This window comes from Gottfriedia acidiceleris (assembly GCF_004138285.1).
GTDB lineage: Bacteria > Bacillota > Bacilli > Bacillales > Bacillaceae_G > Gottfriedia > Gottfriedia acidiceleris_A.
This window is the reverse complement of record NZ_SCFN01000014.1, coordinates 1-20971: the sequence shown is the minus strand read 5'-3', so window position 1 is coordinate 20971 and position 20971 is coordinate 1. Positions and strand designations below refer to the sequence as shown.

The 20971-nt window shown below is 31.4% G+C and carries 14 protein-coding genes and 1 riboswitch; of the genes, 3 read left to right on the top strand and 11 right to left on the bottom strand.

Annotated features, from left to right (window positions below; genetic code table 11):
• Window positions 1-29: 29 nt before the first annotated feature.
• Together EP747_RS17860 and EP747_RS17855 are read right to left on the bottom strand one after the other, a co-directional pair.
• Window positions 30-4190 carry a S8 family serine peptidase gene (locus EP747_RS17860; protein WP_129691449.1) on the bottom strand — a complete coding sequence of 1387 codons (4161 nt, stop codon included), beginning with the start codon at window positions 4188-4190 and terminating at the stop codon, window positions 30-32.
• Between the two features lie 376 nt (window positions 4191-4566).
• The gene (locus tag EP747_RS17855; protein WP_129691448.1) at window positions 4567-5826 is read right to left on the bottom strand and encodes a helix-turn-helix domain-containing protein; all 1260 of its coding nucleotides are present in this window, start codon (window positions 5824-5826) and stop codon (window positions 4567-4569) included.
• A gap of 628 nt (window positions 5827-6454) precedes the next feature.
• Between EP747_RS17855 and EP747_RS17850 the strand changes: the two genes are divergently transcribed.
• Window positions 6455-7303, top strand: a complete 849-nt coding sequence (locus EP747_RS17850; RefSeq protein ID WP_129691447.1) for a MurR/RpiR family transcriptional regulator — start codon at window positions 6455-6457, stop codon at window positions 7301-7303.
• Between the two features lie 81 nt (window positions 7304-7384).
• On the opposite strand, the gene EP747_RS17845 is transcribed toward EP747_RS17850, so the two are convergent.
• Window positions 7385-7993: a TetR/AcrR family transcriptional regulator gene (locus EP747_RS17845; protein WP_165347130.1), complete on the bottom strand. Its 609-nt coding sequence runs from the start codon at window positions 7991-7993 to the stop codon at window positions 7385-7387.
• A 182-nt stretch (window positions 7994-8175) separates the two neighbouring features.
• Between EP747_RS17845 and EP747_RS17840 the strand changes: the two genes are divergently transcribed.
• Together EP747_RS17840 and EP747_RS17835 are read left to right on the top strand one after the other, a co-directional pair.
• Complete coding sequence (locus EP747_RS17840) at window positions 8176-9366, top strand: ABC transporter permease (protein WP_129691445.1); 1191 nt, start codon at window positions 8176-8178, stop codon at window positions 9364-9366.
• A gap of 335 nt (window positions 9367-9701) precedes the next feature.
• Window positions 9702-10139, top strand: a complete 438-nt coding sequence (locus tag EP747_RS17835; RefSeq protein WP_129691444.1) for a VOC family protein — start codon at window positions 9702-9704, stop codon at window positions 10137-10139.
• 199 nt (window positions 10140-10338) lie between these two features.
• On the opposite strand, the gene EP747_RS17830 is transcribed toward EP747_RS17835, so the two are convergent.
• From EP747_RS17830 to ribE (EP747_RS17795), 8 genes are all read right to left on the bottom strand, one after another.
• On the bottom strand, window positions 10339-11160 hold the full coding sequence (locus tag EP747_RS17830) for a hypothetical protein (RefSeq protein WP_129691485.1): 822 nt from the start codon (window positions 11158-11160) through the stop codon (window positions 10339-10341).
• 161 nt (window positions 11161-11321) lie between these two features.
• Entirely contained in the window at window positions 11322-11804 is a 483-nt protein-coding gene (locus EP747_RS17825) for a YbaK/EbsC family protein (protein ID WP_235832928.1), read from the bottom strand.
• Window positions 11805-11879: 75 nt separating this feature from the next.
• Window positions 11880-12974, bottom strand: a complete 1095-nt coding sequence (locus tag EP747_RS17820; protein ID WP_129691442.1) for an MBL fold metallo-hydrolase — start codon at window positions 12972-12974, stop codon at window positions 11880-11882.
• Window positions 12975-13107: 133 nt separating this feature from the next.
• Window positions 13108-15693, bottom strand: a complete 2586-nt coding sequence (locus EP747_RS17815) for a metallophosphoesterase (protein WP_129691441.1) — start codon at window positions 15691-15693, stop codon at window positions 13108-13110.
• Complete coding sequence (locus tag EP747_RS17810) at window positions 15690-16976, bottom strand: class I SAM-dependent methyltransferase (RefSeq protein ID WP_129691440.1); 1287 nt, start codon at window positions 16974-16976, stop codon at window positions 15690-15692. Before EP747_RS17810 ends, EP747_RS17815 begins: the two co-directional genes overlap by 4 nt.
• A gap of 355 nt (window positions 16977-17331) precedes the next feature.
• On the bottom strand, window positions 17332-17793 hold the full coding sequence (gene ribE, locus EP747_RS17805; protein WP_088014180.1) for a 6,7-dimethyl-8-ribityllumazine synthase: 462 nt from the start codon (window positions 17791-17793) through the stop codon (window positions 17332-17334).
• A 17-nt stretch (window positions 17794-17810) separates the two neighbouring features.
• Entirely contained in the window at window positions 17811-19004 is a 1194-nt protein-coding gene (locus tag EP747_RS17800) for a bifunctional 3,4-dihydroxy-2-butanone-4-phosphate synthase/GTP cyclohydrolase II (protein ID WP_129691439.1), read from the bottom strand.
• A gap of 12 nt (window positions 19005-19016) precedes the next feature.
• Entirely contained in the window at window positions 19017-19664 is a 648-nt protein-coding gene (gene ribE / locus EP747_RS17795) for a riboflavin synthase (RefSeq protein ID WP_129691438.1), read from the bottom strand.
• A 333-nt stretch (window positions 19665-19997) separates the two neighbouring features.
• Window positions 19998-20145, bottom strand: a riboswitch (FMN riboswitch).
• Window positions 20146-20971: the final 826 nt, after the last annotated feature.

Genomic DNA, 20971 nt, shown 5'->3' with positions numbered 1-20971 from the left:
AATTTAACTGGCTTCCCTTTTCTAAAAGATTATTGATCTAAACCTAAATCTTTTAAAATACTATCTAAAGTTGCACCTTTATAAGTAGTTTTTGGTTTTGGCGCATTATCAACAGTAGGATTTTGTAATCCATAGTTTCTTACAACAAAGTCCATATCCTTTTTATCTACTACCTTATCAAAGTTAAAGTCTGCTGTAGCTTTATTTGTACCCCAATACGTTTGTACAGCTAATGCATCTAACACATCGATTACATCATCTTTGTTAACGTCTCCAGCTGCAGCTGTTAATAAACCTAAATTATATCTCTTTCCTAGGGTTTCTCCACGTACTTCATCTGATAAAAGTACTTGTCTGTTCATTGTAAAATGTCCTGGCACATCAACTTTATAAGTATAAAGTTTTGGATCTGCTTTCAGTCCCTCTGCACTATATTGTCCGCTTTTGTTGATTGAAGGTTGAACAGTTGTTTTTCCATCATAAGAAGTAACGGTTACTTTTGCCCCGATTACACTTTGATCAATTGAATAAATTGGGTTACCTGTTGCTGGATCTGTTGTTCCTTCTAAGCGTAATGCACCATCTATTTTTGAATAAGTGTTCTTAATTTTATAAGATTCCATGTACGCATACACATCATTTGTCACAACATTTGATTGGTCAATTGTAGACGCAGTCATTGTATACCAATCATGTGGCACATTTCTAGTGAACTTCTCTGCTGTTTTCATGTCAAAATTAAATAATTGTAAGTCATCTGGTAAAGCTTTTGTTCCAGTATAAGTAAATGTAAATGTATAAACCTGACTTAATCCAGAAGGTACTGAAGTTACTGAAACTTGTGCATCACCATATTGCTTTACTGCATCATTTACAGTGACATTTTGAATTGTTGCTAGATTCGGATCAACCTTGAAATTAATTTTAGTTGTTTTTAAGTTTTTAATATTATTTGAACGAACACTGTAATTTACAGTATCACCTGTTGTTACTGTTTGTTTATTTGCTTTTAAGTAGTAGTAAGGGAAATTTTGATCAACAAATACAAGTCTTAAGTTGTTTGTAGCATTGCTTGTAAAGTTTTTTGCCGCATCCATACCATAGAATGAAACTTGTAATGGTGTTGAACGTTTTTTCACTAAAATTTGGTCAGTATAGTTACCGTTCTTATCTGTTTTAATTGGATTAGCTGGGAACGGACTATCGTAAAACGATACAACTCCATTCGTTGATTGATCAACCGGCAGGCCTAAACGGCTTGCTTCAGCAGTTTCAGGATCATTTAGATTAATGTTAAAGTCGTATAAGAATTGTCCGTTTGAATCAAATTGGCTATCTTTGTATTCAATTACTTTTTGATCTAATGTGTCAAAGCTAGAAGTCATAGTTGGTGCTGCAACATCGTAAATAAAATCAGCAGTTCTTACGAATGTTTTACCTTTTTCATTCGTACCAACTAATTTTAATTTATAGTTTCCTGCTTTTGCTACCACTGGATCATAACTAATCGGATTTTTTGTATCACCAGTAAATGGATAGTAAATTGAACTAAATCCTCTTCCAATAAAGTAATCTTGGTTTTCATTCATTGTGATTGGTGTAAAAGAACCAACTAAACCAAGATCTTCACCTGTTGTAGCATCTTGCAATAATACATCTAATGTTTTCATATGTGACTTTAATGAAAGATCGAATGATAAAAATGGAAATGAATTAGCTGGCCAGCTTGTATCCGTACCAAACATTGGATTGTCGATTTTAAAATAATCGATTCCTTCATTGACTACACGACCGCCAAATGGAATTTGATAGTTTTCTGTTGGATCCGCTGCATTTGTAAATGTAATAAAGCCTTCATATGTTCCTTTTTCCGCTGTTTTTGGAATGTTTAAGTTAAACTTAACATTCTTTTGGCTAATCCCGTTTAATTTTACAGATGTAGGTCCAGTTAAAGTTACATTATTTTGTGCTGCATCTTTAGATCCTCTTAACCCAGTTTGGAATTTCACATTTACATTAAATGTTTTTGCTTTTTCGCTACGATTTTTTAATGTAATATTACGAGAATCTGCAATATCTTTATCATCGAAACCATATGATCCGAAGCTAATGCCACCAGTTAATTCTTGAATTGATTTTTGCTTGCCATTGATATATGTTGGCGTTTGATCTACCACTTCTAATTCTACATTCGAATGAATTGCTTCGTATGCATCAACACGTCCACTACCTGCTTCAAATACACTATATGCTTTTGATAACGGATCAGCAGTGTTCATTAAAATTGATTTGATATCTTCTGGTTGTAGGTCTTTATTTGATTGAAGTAATAATGCTGATACTCCTGCTACATAAGGTGTCGCCATCGATGTACCTGATAAGCGCTCATATGCATATTTGTAATCTTCAGGTTTTGATCCATCACTAGTTTTATTATTTACATAGAATGGTACGGTTGAAAGGATCGCCACACCAGGAGCTGTTACTTCTGGTTTAATATCATAGTTTACTCGAGAAGGACCTCTTGAACTAAATCCAGCTAATTCATCTGATGCTGTTTGCACCTTTTTAAAGTCACCAAAAGTGAATTCTGATTTACCAGCTTTGATTGCAGCTGCAATTTCTATACCCTCTTGATTAGAAACAGAGAATGCTGGAATTGCATCAACTGATTCGCCAAGGAAAGATTGGATTGCACCTTCAGCTTGATTTGTTTCGTCGTTGTACATTAAAACGCCAACTGCACCTTTTGCTTTTGCATTTTTAATTTTATCGATTAATGCAATCGTTCCACGTTTGATGAAAGCAATTTTCCCATTTACATCTTTACCGTTGAAATCTGCAGGATTACCTAAACCAACATCAACTAACTGATATGTTTTTCCTTTTAATGTTGTTAAGTCATCTGAATAATTTCGAGCTAATTGTCTAACTGAATAGTTTTTACCATTATTTACTCCAGCATATTGATAAACATCTAATGCGATTGACGATGCACCAACTGTTAATGCTAAAGCTGCAGCACCAGGTGAACCAAGTGTATACATTTGATCCCCGCTATTTCCTGCTGCAACAACTGTCGTTACACCACTTAACACAGAGTTATTTACTGCAATCGATGTTGCATAAAGTGGATCATTTAAGGTTGCACCTAATGACATATTTATAACATCCATACCATCTTGAACAGCACGATCGATTCCTGCAATAATGTCTTCCTCAGTTCCAGATCCATAAGGTCCAAGAACTCGATAAGAATAAAGGTCAGCATCAGGTGCCGCACCAATTGTTTTATATTCACTATTCGCTACACCACGTCCACCAATAATTCCAGCTACATGTGTACCATGCTCAGTATAATAAGTTGAAGAGCCACTAATTTCAGGTTGACCTGATTTTTTCCAGTCTGCATAAGTTGTTTCCATTGGATCATTATCGTTATCAACGAAATCATACCCGCCTTTATAAGCATCCTTCAAGTCTGGATGATGATAATCCATTCCTGTATCTAGAATCCCTACTTTAATTCCTTTACCCGTAAACCCTTCAGCATGTAAGCGATCTAGGGCATCATATGGAGTATAGTTTGCAACATTTGCTTCATCAGCTTTCAGTTGATCATTTTCTTTCGGTGGATCAATTGTAAATGTTTGGTTACTCCACACCTTTTTTACAGCTTTAGATTTTAGTAGATTCTTAATTTGGTTTGCTGGTAATGTCATGGAAACACCGTTAAATGCGTGTTTATATGAATGATTGATTTTATAATCTACTTTTTTACTTTTACCACTTGATATAACTTGGCTTACATCTTTCGTAAAAGTATCATGATCTTGATCAATTAGCTTTTCAGCATCTGTTTTCGTTAAAGTTTTCCCTTCTACACTCGCTTCAATTTGAGCGACTTTAACTGGTTTATTAGCAAACTCTACAATGACATTCGTTTGTTCAGTAGATTCCAAATTAATATCAGACGAAACTTGTAGCCCTGAATCTTCACTAGTTGAAAGTTGCTTAAGAGCTGCTCTTTGCTCTGAATTTAAATTTGCCAAAATATCTTCTGCTTTACTTGGACTTGCTGCATTTGATACATTTGTTACTTGTCCAAGAGAACCTAAAATAAAACTAGATGTTAAAGCTAAAACGGTAAAACTTTTTAGAACTTTACTTTTTTCTCTCTTTTCCCCCATTTTTCTTCCTCCAGTTCATTTTTCTTCTTAGTTTTCCTTTTATGTTAATTACTAGAAATAAGTTTTTTTGACAACTTCTTCTAGTAATCAACAAAATAGAAATGACATTTGTCGTTTATTTCTATTAATTATATTATTGAGAATTTTCTATTTTTAAGCAATTGGGTTATAACAAACCTTGATTTATCAACGTTTATTCAATACCCATTAAAAATTCGACAAATTACAACATAATTCCCCTTCAGATTAAACCAATTTCATGCACTTTAAATTCAATATATTAATAAATTAGCCTATTTCTAGGAAATAAATTTCTAAAAAAGACAAAAAAAAATACATAGACACGTTATTTAACGTTGCCTATGTATATTCTTTTCTACATGCTAACAAATGTATGTTCAATAGATTCATACAATTCAGCAGCTTTTTGATATTCTTTGATCTCTATATAGTATCTATATAATTTCTTACCGAACTGTTCGATATAAAATTTATTATTAGTAGAATAAAAGAATGGGAGTGCCTCATCCGATAGGTATTGATAAAATTTTTCTGGGGCTCCCTCAGCTTTAAACTTAAATAGTTTAATTAAGGTAATGTGCACTGGGCTTTTTAACATTTTCGCTAATGCTAGTGCTCTTTTCAACACACTAAGTAGTATCTCTTTTTCTAATAGTGTGCCTTCAGTACATGTCTCTAAATAATTGCACAAACGTCTTAGATAATTTATTGATTTTTTATTTTCGGTTTCATTAATACTTTCTTCAAAATAATACAATGCAGCTTCATATTCTTCTCGCTTAAAATATTTCACTCCAAGATTATTTAATAAAATAGCTTTACGTTCTCGATCCCCTAATACTTCACAGTTATGAATTAAATCTTTATACCGTTCTACAACTTCATTAAAGTTCATTTCTAATTCACTACCGTACTGCAATAGCATAAGTGTTTCGGAACTAATTGCGAATAAATAATTATTTGTTCTCTGAAAATACTTAAGTGCCATTTCGGCATATTTATATGCTAAGATTTTTGAACTTCCATAATGATAGGCAATTGCTAGATGGTGATAATATTCTTCATTTCGATATTCATCAATATTAATCATCTTTAATACTTTAATTGCCTTTTGATGGTCTTCACTACTTAGGCTAGTATAGTTCGATATATAGTACATACCTTGAAGATGATAGAATAAATTTTTCTCGAATGGAGATAAATCACTAAATTCTTTTTTCACATATGTAAGTATTTGCTTTACCATATCTAAATTTTGATAATGAAAATAATACCTTGCTCTTAGTAAATTATAGTGGGCTGCATATTGTGAATAGTCAATAAAGGGCATTTGTTCAAGTTCTGCTTTACATTCTTCTATTTGAGCTTCTTTTTTCATTATTAATGCATCATGCCAAATGTGTAACTTTTTCTCTAAATTATAAAACGATTGGACTTCATGATTAATATTAATTCCTAAACGATCTGAAAATAAAGCAATAATATCAGGTGAGTATGCCGTCTTACCTCTTTCAATCTTACTTACATGAGTAGTTGTACATATACCTTCTCCAAGCATAGCTTGAGTTAACCCCATTTTTTCACGATAAAACTTTATGATTTCCCCCTCAATCATATGCACCCTCCTCTATCTCTATAAACATATTTATCTAAATATTCTTTACTAAATTTTAATATCCTTTTAAGGAAAAAACAATTAATGATTTTTACCTAATACTAGGAAATTTTCTTTCAAAATCAATACAATATAACTAAAAAAAAGATAGGATTTGAAAATGAAATCCTATCTTAAAGACTATTTTATATCATTATTCCAATTCTAAAGACCTATCTGAACAAATATTCTTATCTTACATCATTTCTCATTCAAACCTAAGAGAAACTTCATTTATTTGACTCTTAGTATCACTTAATCCACTTATTTTGGAATTTGCTATGCTTCCATATTTTTGATTAAACCAAAACCACCTTTCGTAAAATATAAATCAAACTCTTTCTTATACAAATATAAAAATTATGTGTGAAAAAATTTTTTTTGACAAAAATGATAATATACGAAATAATTTTCACAAGAAAGGGTTTTCATATTATTATTAAAAAAAACTCTTTTTTCCTATATAATAATTATTAAGCAAATTATACTGCATTTCTAAATTTTTAAAATACAAACATTTTCAATTTAATACTATATTAAAAATTTATTTATTCTAAAAATCAATTCCCTAAGGAAAGGTGTAAAGAATATGGAACAAACGAACAGTTTAGGTAAAATTCGTTCTTATTATGCGCGATTAAGTGATAAAGAAAAAAAGATCGCTGATTATATATTACAAAACCCAAAGCATATTATTCACAGTACGATTACAGAAGTAGCTGAAGACTTAAACGTTGCTGATGCAACTGTTTTTAGATTTTGTAAAAGGATTGGATTTAAAGGATACCAAGCGCTTAAAATTGCATTAGCAACTGAAATTATGACGCCGATCCAGCAAATCCACGAAGAAATTAACGAAAAAGACGATGAAATAACAATTGCAAATAAAATATTTCAATCTAATATTCGAACACTTGAAAATACTGCCCAAATTCTAGATAGTACATCGATTAAAAAAGCAGTAAATCTTATATTAAAAGCTAATAAAGTTGAATTATACGGTGTCGGTGGCTCTTCTGTTATTGCGATGGATGCGTTCCATAAATTTATTCGTACAGGAATAAAAGCGAACTCGTACACAGACTCGCACTTTCAATTGATGTCAGCTTCTCAACTGACAAAGGAAGATGTGGCAATCGTTATCTCACACTCAGGCTCAAATAAAGACATCCTTCGTATTTTGCAAGTATTAAATGAAAACGGTACCAAAACGATTGGAATTACAGGTTTCCCAAAATCTCCTTTAAGTCAAAATGTTGATGTCTCGCTATACACATCTTCTGAGGAAACAGAATATAGACCAGAAGCACTTGCTTCAAGAATTGCACAATTAAGTATTATAGATGCATTATATGTAAACCTAATGATCTTAAACTCTCACAAAGCTAAAACATCATTTGAAAAAGTAAGAACAGCAATATCAGAAACAAGATCTTAATTAAAAGATGTCTCAAATGTCAAATTCATTTGAGACAATTTTTTTTGACATCGAAAATAGAATTTCTTCCTTAATCCCGCATTATTTAACGATTTGACTAACAAATTGCTTCATAAACTTCAATAGCTTCATATGCATGATAGCCATTTCTTCAGGGGTAATTGGTTTTTCTTTTTCTAACCATTGCTCCATAAGACCAAAAAATGCGGATGAAATAAACGCTGTTGCGTATTCATGTGGTATATCAATAATATGTTCGTTTTCTATAATATCCACTAGTTTTTCATAGATTGTTTCTTTTATATATTCTTTCATTTTCTTTGGAAAAGCTGGGTCACCTTTTGTACTGATTAGAATTTTAACAAATCTTTGATTTTCTTTTAAATAATGAAATACATTAAGTATAGGCGGATAGACCATGTCTATTGAATAAAACTCATTCAATTCTTTCGGCCTTACAAATTTAAGTCGATCCTGTAATCCTTCTAATACTTCATTTTGACTTTTTTCCAGTAAATCAAATTTATCTCTGTAATGAAGATAAAATGTACCGCGATTTAGTCCAGCTTTTAAAGTAATATCTCTTACTGAAATAGATTCGAATCCTTTTTCCTCTATTAAATCTAATAATGTCTCTTTAATTAATTCTTTCGTTTTTGCAACTTTTAATTCTCTCAATGATTGAGTCACATTATACCATCCCTTTGAAATATAAGTTCTTACTAAACAAATTTCATAAATGTGTTTAGCAATGAACACATTTGTATGATTTGCTTATTGTGATTTATTAAAACTCATTGTAATATCTTCACATAACAATAGTCAACACGTTGTTCATTAATTTAATCATAAAGGAATTAGGAGGTTTTACAATGAACTTATTTAAACAAAAGCAATCTATATTAGCTCCTATACTAGTGTTAGTTGTTGCGATTATTTTCAGTCTTACATTAGCGTCGTCCGTTAACCCTACACCTAAAAATCTTCCAATCGCAATCGTAAACGAAGATCAAGGAATCCAAGTTCCTTCAAAAGGGAATGTTAATATAGGTGATATGATGGTTTCAAAAATAAACGAACTATCTAAAACGAATAATGGTGAAAAGCCAGCGATTAAGTGGATCCAAGTATCAAGTGAAGAAAAAGTACGTAAAGGACTAAATGACCAAGAATACTATGCTGCACTTATACTTCCAAATGATTTAAGTAAAAACCAGACTTCATTAAAAACAGCAAATCCATCAGCAATTACGATTAAAATTCTAGTTAACCAAGGTATGAATACAAATGGATCAACGATGGCTAGTCAAATGCTGACTCATTTAGTAGAAAATCTTAACCTAAATATGCATACTGAAATTTTTAATGAATTGAAGAAAAATGTGAGCTCAATTTCAGTCAATCAAGCTGAAGTGTTAGCAAATCCAATTATAACGAAGGTTGAAAACGTAAATGCAATTGGAACACATACAGCAAATGGTAATGCACCAGTAAGCTTAATCACTCCACTTTGGATGTCTAGTTTAATTGGAGCAGTAATTGTATTTTTAGCAAAGAAGAAAACACAAACTTCAAATCCAATTGGAAAATTAAAAGTTATTTTTGAACAATTAATATTGGGAGTTATCTTATCATTCCTAATCGGTTTTGGCATAACAATAATGGCGAAATGGATTGGCTTTACTCTTCCAAACTTCTTGGATGTTGCACTTTATTTAACAATTGCTTATTTCTGTTTCCATATCCTAATTTCTGCTGTCATATCATGGATAGGTTTTGGTGGAGTAGGGATTTTTGCCCTAATTTTCTTCTTCTCAGGTTCTTTAATTGGAATGCCAAAAGAGCTTTTACCAGTTTTTTCAAAGGACTGGATTTACTCATGGGTTCCAATGCGATTTGGTGCAGATGGATTAAGAGAAATCTTCTATTTTGATAAAGGATTATCAATGAGTCATCCAATGAGTATTATTATTTGGATTGGTATAATCTCTATCATTGTTTTATCTTTATCTGCTTTTAAACCGAAAAAAGAAGAACTAAATCAAACTTTATCAATGAAGTAAATTAAACATAAAAAAAGGGAAACCAACTTAATTTGGTTTCCCTTTCCTTCTTACTGATCTAATCCTAAATTTTTAAAAGGCTATCTATAGGTTTTCCTTTATTTGTAGTTTTTGGTTTTGCCTATTATCATCAGTATAGTTGCCGTTTTTATCTGTATACTTTGGTTTAGCAGGAAACGGGATATTGTAAATAGATACAACTGCATAACTTAATTGATCAACCTGGCAGATTTGTTGAAGAAGGATATTTTCCTGTTTTAAGCGAATTAAAATTTCAAACGAACCTTATGCGAATACAGGTATTGAAAAGAACAGGAACATAGGAGGTATGAGATATGAAGATTAATAGAATAGATCATGTGAGTATAAACGTAAATGATCTTTCAGAGGCTAAAGCGTTTTTTCTTGATTTAGGACTTGAAGTGCACGCGGAATGGGAATTGGATGGAGAGCAGTTGGACAGAATAGTTGGGCTTAATGGTGTTAAAACGGCATGTGTAGGATTGGGGATGCCCGATGGTCAGACATGGATCGAGCTAGTCAAATTTTATTCGCCGTCAGATGAAAATGATATTCAGCAACCTTTTGCAAATACGCTGGGTATCCGACATATTTGCTTTGCTGTTGAAGATATTGAAGCTATTGTTGCAAAGTTGAAAAAAAAGGGCACGGAAATCTTCAGTGAGATACAGCAATATGAAGAAAGTTATAAGTTATGTTACGTTCGTGGTCCAGAAGGAATTATTTTAGAGTTGGCGGAGAAAATCAGATAAATATTGAATGGGATATTGAATGGGACTTTAAATGATTTAGCTTTCCAACTTTAAAGATTTCTTTTTAAACTATCTGGTGCATTAGTCAAATTATATAAGACTAAGCTAAAACAGACCACACATATTGTGTGGTTCCTTTAATTTCAGATGTTTTATCTTTCAACCTAAATATAAAATTAGCCTGGCCCTTTCCATTATATTAAGTATCAAATAGTTGCCCATTCAATGCTTTAATATATCTCTTAGCAGATTTATAGACTACTAATTTTGCATTTTCTTTTACGATTCCGTGAAATGCATTATAAATCCTATCAAATGATAGCTTCTCTACGGCTAACGATATCTCTTTTACTTTTTTTGCTGGTAATGGAATTAAATTAGGATAACTGTACATAAAACTTACCCAATTTGGATCTGCAACTACTTGAATAATATCTCCTGTTAACAGTATTCCTTTTTGCTCATTTCCACCTTTCCATTCCAATACTGCTCCGCCTTTAAAATGTCCACCTAATCGATGAATTTCAATTCCTTTGTTAAGCTCTAACGATTCGCCGGACCAAAAAATAATTTTATCGCTTTTTCTCGTAACCCACTCTTGATCATCTTCATGTATGTATACAGGTACATTAAATTCTTCAGCCCATTCAATTTGACTAGAGTAATAATGTGGATGTGATAGAGCAATCGCATTCATTCCTCCTAACCTCATAATTTCTTCAATCGTCTTCTCATCTAGATATGAGACACAATCCCATAACACATTAAATCCTTCATTCTTAATGAAATATGCAGTTTGACCAATTCCAAATTTAGGGCTAGGTACAATACTATATAAATTTTCTTCTTCCAAGCGAATTATATTTTGATAGTTCTGTTCTTTCATTGATTGTAATGTTGTCCAACTTTGACCACTTGGATTGATATATTGTCTTTCTTCAGAACAAATTGTGCAGTACTCAGGAGGATCAATAGACTTGTTATACTGAACACCACAAGTCGTACAAATAAAGTTGAACATTTGCTCATTCATCTCACTTTCCTTCGAATTTACTCTGACGTATTTCATATGAGTTTCAAGGTAAAAATTCCCAATATAAAAAGACACATTTAAGTATAGTAAATCAAAAACTGATTTATTACACTTGAATGTGCCTAAATAATTAAAATTAAAGCATTCTATTATTTAATTTTTACAACTTTACCTTTCGTCATTTCAATTAATTCATTTGGTGTTAACTGAAAAATTGCTTTAGGATGACCGGCAGCAGCCCATACTTCGCTATACTGTAATAGATCCTCATCAATAAATGTAATTACTTGGTTTTTGTGACCGATTGGTGATACTCCTCCAATTACGAAACCTGTTTGTTCACGTACGAAGTCAGCATCTGCTTTACCTAGTTTATCATTTAGTATTTTCTCGATTTGTTTCTCATTTACCCGGTTTATTCCACTTGCTACGATTAGGACAGGACTATTTGAGCTTTCTAATTTAAATATAATAGACTTTGCTATTTGAGCCACTTCACAATTTAATGCATCCGCTGCTTCCTTAGCAGTTCTTGCACTATTTGGCAGTTCAATCACTTTATTTGAATAACCTAACTCAAAAATTAAATCTTGTACTATTTTTGCACTTTCTTTTAATGCTTCCACCAACATCACTTCCCTAAAAAATTGATTTTTTTATTTTTCAACAATAAAAGATATAATCCTTCTATTATTCAAATAAATAAACTACTTCCACCAAATTGAATTAGGATATTCACCTGTACTTATGTTAATTGTTTCTCCAATTTTAGGTGTGGAATACTTTACCTCATTTTCTTTAGCAGCCTTCACAACACGTTCAATCGGGTCATTCCAGTCATGAAATGCTAATGTAAAAGCACCAAAATGAATTGGTACAAGAACTTCACCTTTTACATCAATAAAAGCCTTAACTGTTTCTTCCGGCAGCATATGAATTGCAGACCATCGTTTATCATATTGACCACATTCCATTAACGCTAGATCAAACGGTCCATATTTTTCCCCTATTTCCTTAAAATGAGGTGCATAACCGCTATCTCCACTAAAGTAAATTTTCGTTTTCTCACTAACAATGACCCAAGAACACCATAATGTACTGTTACGATCAGTTAAATTTCTTCCTGAAAAATGTCTTGCTGGCGTACAAGCTAATGTTAACTGTTCAAATTTAAATTCATCCCACCAGTTATGTTCAGAAATAATCTCTTTCGGTACTCCCCAACTCACTAAATGACTTCCTACACCGAGTGGAACAATAAATCGTTCTACTTTCTGTTTGATTTTCTTTATTGTACCGTAATCTAAATGGTCATAATGATCATGCGATAAAATGACAGCATCTATTTTTGGTAATTCACCGATTTCAATTGGCAAACCTCCACTATATCTTTTACCGCCAAATTGCGGAAACGGCGTTGGTGCGTTCCCAAACATAGGATCAACCAAAATATTTTTACCGTCTATTTCAATTAATAAAGCTGAATGTCCAAACCAAGTAATTTTCGAGTCTTTATTTTTGGAATGAAATGCTGAAAGATCAATTTTCTCCATTGGAATACCATCTTTAGGAGTTCGATTCGGATTTTTATTAACAAAATCTCTAATCATAGAAATATTTGTCTTTAAATCCATACTCATACTTGTAGGGACTGGGTTTATAAACTTACCATTTTGATAATGTTCTAAAGCATTAAACGACTCCATTTTATCTTTAGAGTATTTCTTCCCAAAATGTGGATATGTATTTAAAAACGCCATAATAACGATTAATAATATGACTAAAATTAGTAAAAATAACATTAAATTTCGACCTCCAAACTAACCTTTACTAAATTTTACACTACCACAAATTCAGAAGATTAAACAAATATTCAGGTTGTTTTTTCGAATGAAAAAACACCTTTTATTTTGAAATCATAAAAGGTGTTTTATATTACAATCTAGGATCGATTTCCTTTGCCTGCTGTTCTTCGAATAATTTATTTGCAATTAATTGTTTATACTGCTCATTATCATTGGAGATTGACGATAATGGATATTCAAGCATCTTTTGCCCTAAAACATAATCTTTAATTGAGGCATTTATCTTCTTATTTATCCGCTTTTGTTTAATTAACTTCTGATATTTATGTTCTAATTTATAATCATATCCATAAACAAGCGTTAAATAATCAGCATTTCTAACCTTTAAGAATGGAGCACTATTGAAAGATTTATGGCTAGGTTTTATGACTACCCCTTCCATTTTTCTAGTTGTCGTTAGTTTCTCATAATAACGATTAGCTTTTTCAAAGTAATGTTCATCGTCTAATGAAAGAACTAAATAATCGTCATCTGATACGAGTAAGAAAATTTCAGCTGTACTTAATGTAGGTAATTTTTCCTCACCATTTTCATAAACCATTTTTAAGAGGTTAAATGGCTTATACTCTATTTCTGATTCCGCTCCATATATTGTTAGTTGCTCATCATAGATATCTAGTAACTCTTCATGCTTTTTAATCGGTACGTAGGACTTTAACGTTTCTTTTACTGCACTAAATGTTGAATAGTCATTATGACCATATTTATTCGTTAATACTTGTTTCGTAGTATGATTTACTTCATCATGAAAGTCCGTTTGCTCATATCGAGAGATCAGTTTGTTAAAATGCTCATCAAATCCAGTCTCTTTTAATATGTTTAATTCAGATCTCAATGATTTTGATAAGACATTAAATTTACCCTCTATTAATCCCGTACCTAATACGCTCCATGGCAATAACTCTCCATCTAGAATTAAAGTTTTAATATTCTCTTTTTCCATAAAACTACTAAATCGCTCTAATAACTTAGAATAAACTCCCGAAAGATCAACATTTTTTACACGGTACCCATTACGACTGACTGCGTGACAATCTTCAATCGTTTTAGATAAATAAATATTACATCTTGATCCCATATATTTCGGTTGGAGTACAACTTCTTGAACCTTTTTATCTTTAAAGTATTGTAGTCCTTGCTTTAAAGACTCCAAATCATTCGCATTTGTATCCTTATCAGCCGGACTCATCGTACCCGAAATATAATTAATTGAATTTTTTAATACGTAATTGAGACGTCGTTTATCTCTTTGATCCAATTCATTTAAATTGATACTTTTTTCTCTTCCCTTAAATAATTCAGGTAATTCTTCTTTATTCACGAAGTCTTCATCAACTGAAGGAACACTATACAAATATGGGTTATTTGAATAAATTCTAATACTAGTCAGTTGATTACCACTAGCAGCACCAGTATCAATTCCAAATTTATTCTTAATACGAATTAATTTCTTACTAGCAACATGGCCAAATACATGATAAGGATGATTTGAAACAGCTTCCTCAGCTAAAAATTGTAATTGCTCCTGAATCGGTTTACTACGGTCAATTCGGAAAGAACGTTGATGGCGTGATGAATTATTGTCCATTTTTCCAATATAATTCTTTTTACATGGAGCATGAGTAATATAATATGAAGGAAAGTCTTCACCTATATAGTGATAAAACTCCTTACTTTCATTAACCAGTTCTAAAAACTTATCTTGAAGCTCTTCATCTTTTTCCAAAGTTTTAATAGAAGTAAAGTATGTTTCTACTAAACTCTGATCAATTGAAGAATCTTTTAATTGACCTAATAAATACTTACTAACAAAATTTTCATGATTACCTTTTATTAAATAAAACCATGAACGGTTTGAATAAATGAACTCTATTATTTCTTTAACTTTGTTTCCTTTATCAATCCAATCTCCTACCAATAGTATGCGGTGATTACTACTTTTCTCTGATTCTATTATTTGATTGTTTTGAACCGTGAAACCAGCTTTTGACAACAGCTTCTGAAATGTAAGAACCTGCTCATGAATATCCCCTACGATTGTATATTTGTATTTTGTAGGTAGCTTACGTGAAATATACTCTTCCATATTTTCCACATTAATCTCAAATTCAGTCGGGTTAAGAAAATTCTTCTCACGAATACGATGTAAATTTCGATAATTACTTCTTTTTATATTTGGAATTACTTCCGTTCTAAGGCGTCTTACGTGATTATCAATTAATTTCTTTGATCGGTCTGAAGAATAGTACTCGCGAATGTTTTTATAATCAAATAATACTAAATCAACATTATATGAATTTTCATTTGCAATCTCTACAACTTGATCACGGAATGATTCTGATAGACCAGTTGTATCGACAATAACAAATTCTGCATTAATTGGGAACGTTGTAACCATCTTTAATTTAGTAAATAGAAGTTCAAATGCTTGTTCACTCGCCTCGAGCATAATAGTACTATGTTTATCAAAATCTTCCCCTAAAATTTCCCGTCTAATATCATCAGATGATAAATACTGTATATTCGTTTTATAATTTCTCGACTCATCTCTATAAGATAGGGATGGAATTAAAATATTTTTTGCAAAAGTCGATTTTCCACATTCACTAGAGCCTACTAAAAGAAAAATCGTATGAACATTTGTTGAGATTTTCATTCCTGATGCTCCTTTACTTTTTGCTTCGTTATAACAACTGCCTGAGAAAGTGAAATTCCGTCTACACGATCTCCTACATCTGAGAACGTATAAGAATATGTCGTATTACTTAAAATTGAATCAATCCATTTAACAAATTCTTCTTTTGTCATTTCCCATTTATGATCATCATGCCTAAATCCATCTAATTGGTATAGATTATTAAACTCTGCATTTGGAGTCGTTATGATGAAATTCTCAAAATTAACATAAGATAGTACGCTCTTTACTAATTTTGTAGCATCCTTAACACTCATATGTTCAACAACTTCAGTTAACAATACATCAACATTCAAATCGCGGTCGTAAAATTCTAGAAAGTGAGTTAAAGACTCATAGATCGCAATATTTTCAATCACTTTGTTATTTATTTTAAATTTCAATCGCTCTCTAATTTCGGCATCAATATCAATTGCGAAATAATCGTACTCACTGATTTTTTGACTATAAGGAATTGCATAAGCTCCCTCACCACAACCAATATCAAGAATAGAACGCTCAAATTTTAACTGTTCTGAAATCCACTCCTGGCGTTGTCTTGCAGTATTTCCAAATTTAAACTCAATTTTATAATGATTTGTTTTTTCAAGTTCATGTTTAAATGCAAGAAATTTTTTACGACTATTTAACACATTTCTAGCAAATAAATAACGTATATAGTAAGGTGCATCAATGACTTGCATACTAGTTATATATTTTCGTATGACATCATCTGTAAAATCGATATACTCATCTGAAACGATGCTCAAGAATACGCATAGCGCTGTCGTATAGTGAAGTAGCTCATGAATTGTTTTTGTTGTATTAATACGTAGCTGATAAGTTTTACTAGCTAACTCTTCAAAGGTTAGATCAAATTCATTTAAATGCCTCTGAAAGAAGTTTAAGTAACTAATGTTTTTCACATGAATAGCATTAATCAATACGCTACTTTCATATTCATTCTGATCTTTTTCATGTAACTTTTTTAACGCTGAAGAAAAGAATGTGTTGATTGCATTTAAAGGGAATAGGGTTGAACAATATCTTGTCGTATTTAAGTATTCAAACATTTCTTCTGCTTGTTCTCTATACGAAATTTCATTATCAGCATCTTTAAAATAAACATTGTATGTATCTTCTGTAGAATACCACGCAAATGCGTTTCCCTTCCTAATTGTCTTAATACTCATCCCAGAGCTTGGATTTTTTGCAATTATATAAGAAAAATCAGGGTTATTTGAAATTAATTGAAAAATAGCCACTTGAGTGAATCATCCCTTCTTTTCGAATTATCAAATTATTAATCTTATTTTAACATGTAATTTCTAAAGGATTATTGGTTATTTCATAAAAAGGCTCTATTAAATGTTGGTATTTGAAATAAAATAAAAACCACTGAACCTCAGTGGCTTTTTTACAAAATATATATTATTTGTAAGATTAGACCGATTAAAGGAATAATCAAATAAAGTCACCATCCTAGCTGCTAATTCTTTAGTATTGTAACAAATCATTGTTATTTAGTCTTATGAAAATTAACAATCTTTGACACAGCCAATAAAAAAAGAGAGGTAAAATTCACCTCTCCTTAACCAGTTTCTTCTATTATATATACACTTAGTTTAAAGTTCTTAATAAATTAGCCATCTCAATTGCCGAAATACCAGCATCCCAGCCTTTATTACCAGCTTTTGTGCCCGCTCTTTCAATTGCTTGTTCAATATTTTCTGTCGTTAATACACCAAAAATAACAGGGATACCAGTTTGTAGAGTAATAGCAGCAACACCTTTTGCTACTTCGTTACATACGTAATCATAATGAGTAGTTGCCCCACGAATAACTGTTCCTAGCGTGATAATTGCATCGTATTTTTTTGAATCAGCTAGTTTCTTTGCAACTAATGGAATTTCAAATGCTCCTGGTACCCAAATAACATCAACGTCTGATTCTTCTACACCATGACGATATAGAGCATCTTCTGCACCACCAAGTAGTTTTGATGTAATAAATTCATTAAAACGTCCTACGATTACAGCAACTTTAAGCCCAGATCCTACTAAATTTCCTTCAAATTTCATCTTAATCTCTCCCATTTTTAATAGTGTAGTAAATGTCCCATTTTTTCGATTTTAGTATTTAAATATTTTTCGTTTTCTATTTTCATTTCAGTTTGAATTGGCACTCGATTGTTTATCCGTATTCCGTGAGATTTTAGTGCATCTAATTTAAGTGGATTATTAGTTACTAAATCAATACTCACAATACCTAAATCTTTAATAATTTGAGCACTTATCGCATAGTCCCTTAAATCTGCATCAAATCCTAAGTTTAAATTTGCTTCAACAGTATCAAAGCCATCTTCCTGTAACTTATATGCACGTAACTTATTGAGTAAACCAATCCCTCTACCTTCTTGACGCATATAAACAATTACGCCTTTGCCTGCTTCTTCAATCATCGATAATGTTGATTGCAACTGAGGTCCACAATCACAACGACATGAGCCAAATACATCACCTGTTAAACATTCTGAATGAATACGTACAAGTACTGGTTCACCATCGTCAACTTTACCTTTTACAATCGCAATATGCTCTTTACCATCTATTTCATTTGTATAACCAATCATCTTAAAATCACCAAAATCAGTTGGTAATTTAATTTCAACTTCTCTTTGTACAAGTTGTTCAGTTTCACGTCTATAGTGAATTAAATCTTTAATTGTTATCATTTTTAAATTAAACTTGTCTGCAATTTGAATTAAATCCGGTACTCTTGCCATCGTTCCATCGTCATTCATAATTTCACAAATGACACCAACTTCTTTCGATCCAGCCATTCGAGCTAAATCTACTGCCGCTTCTGTATGGCCCGGTCTCTCAATAACTCCTCCATTTTTAGCGACTAGAGGAAACATATGCCCAGGTCTTCTAAAATCTGCTCCAGTTGATTCATTATTTAACATTTGTAAAACAGTATGTGAGCGTTCAAATGCTGAGATACCAGTAGTAGAATCGATATGATCTATACTTACAGTAAAGGCAGTACCATGAGAATCTGTATTTTTTGCTACCATATCATATAAATCTAGTCTTTTAGCTATTTCTTCAGAAACAGGCGCACAAATTAATCCGCGACCATGTGTCGCCATAAAATTTATATTTTCAGGAGTTGCATATTCTCCGATAACAACAAAATCTCCTTCATTCTCTCTATCTTCATCATCACAAACAATAATAATTTTTCCATTTTTTAAGTCTTCAATTGCTTCTTCTATTTTAGAGAACATGAGCTTACTCCTTTATATATAGCCATTTTGAGATAAAAATGAAGTTGTTATTGCAGAACCCTTTTTCGTCTCATTCATACCAAGCATTTTTTCAACATACTTACCTAATAAATCAAACTCAATATTAACAACGTCTCCAACTTTTTTACTGCCTAAGATCGTATGTGAGCGTGTATGAGGAATTAAAGAGATTGTTACAATATCAGTTTCAACTTCAAATATTGTTAAACTTGTACCATCAATCGTTATACTACCTTTTTGAAGGCAATATTTAGCAAACTGACTTGGAATATTAATTTTATACATTACTGCGTTTTCCATTGCTTTAACAGATACAATTTTACCTGTACCATCAATATGACCCGATACAATATGACCACCAAACCGTCCGTTTGCAGCCATTGCTCGTTCTAAATTTACTTTTTGGCTAGAGCCCAAAGTACTTAGATTAGATGCTTGAAATGTTTCAGGCATGACATCAACAGAAAATTCATTTTTAGTAAAATCCGTAACGGTTAAACAAACACCATTTACAGAGATGCTATCTCCCAAATGAACATCCTCTAAGATATTTAATGCTCCAATTGTTAGCAATAAAGTTTTACCTTTTTTTACGATATTTTTTACTGTTCCTATTTCCTCAACGATTCCAGTAAACAAGTTTTTTCACCTCATTTCGAAAAAGCACATTACACTCAAGCCCGGTAAATGACTTTGTAAGATCCATCTCTAATTTCATAAATAGTTGATCCAACTTATCACACCCTCTAATTCAAATTAATTTGAAAAAGTGAAAAGCCCCTTAGAGAAAACTCCTAAGGGGCAATAGATGTTTAAGAAAGGAAGCATACTTAAATAAACGCTAGTACACAATATGAGTCTATTTAAAGACAGTACTATAGCGCGTCTATTGTTGTACTAAAATATGCACAACGAACTAAGCCTATACGGATAGTATTTTTGAAAAAACAAATAACCATACCATATATGCACTCCATCCTTCTCCCATCCAGACTATACTGTCGGCTCTAGATTCTAACTAGATCAGCAACATATAAAAAATCTATATGAAGCTCACGGGCTTAGTATAAAAATATACAACACCGCCGGTTGGGAATTTCACCCGACCCCGAAGGACACTAATTATCAAATTTGGTTTCATTATAACTAGCAATTATTTGATTGTAAAGAATTTATGCTTCTATTTTCTTTTAAAACAATTAGATAGAAAACAAAAATAGTGTAAAGAAACCTTATAAAATATGGAAATTTTCGCATTCTATTTAATTAAAAAATTTATTAATTTATTTCTAACTTTAATCCTCTTGATTCATATATTTTTTGAAATTAATATTAAAAATGTATAAATATTAATTATCGTAAAATTTTCAGAAATGATAGAATTCTATAAATACTGTAGTAAGTAAGACCTTCACATTCCATAATTACATGAATTCAACACAATTGTTACTACAAACGAATTCGATTTTTCATTAGTATAAATTCAAGTTTTTCATTATATCGTTATACTGTTTTTTATCAAAAGTAATAAATCACCCTTAACAATATACGTATATCTCTAGAATTCTTATCATGTTGTTTTTTCGATGTATTTATTCCTACATTAAAAATAGAAATAAATTCCTTAATTGGTTTTTAAAATTATATATAATTCTAATAAAACAAAAGCCCTTCGTATGCACTACAAAATGGAAATAATTGAATAGAAAAATACGAAACATTTTATTGATTAAAAGAAGGATTCACCATATTTCAAACTGACAAAAAGGCAGAATATTTTAGTGAACATCCCTTTCTAAATAATAATAAATATACAACAGTAAGAATTATTATCAAATCTTAGTTTCAAAAAAAAGAAACTTCTTTTAAAGAAGTTTCTTGCTGTTGAAAAAAGAATTTGTCAATTAAATTGTTGGTTTGATCCTTGATAAGGAAGTTGTGTCATA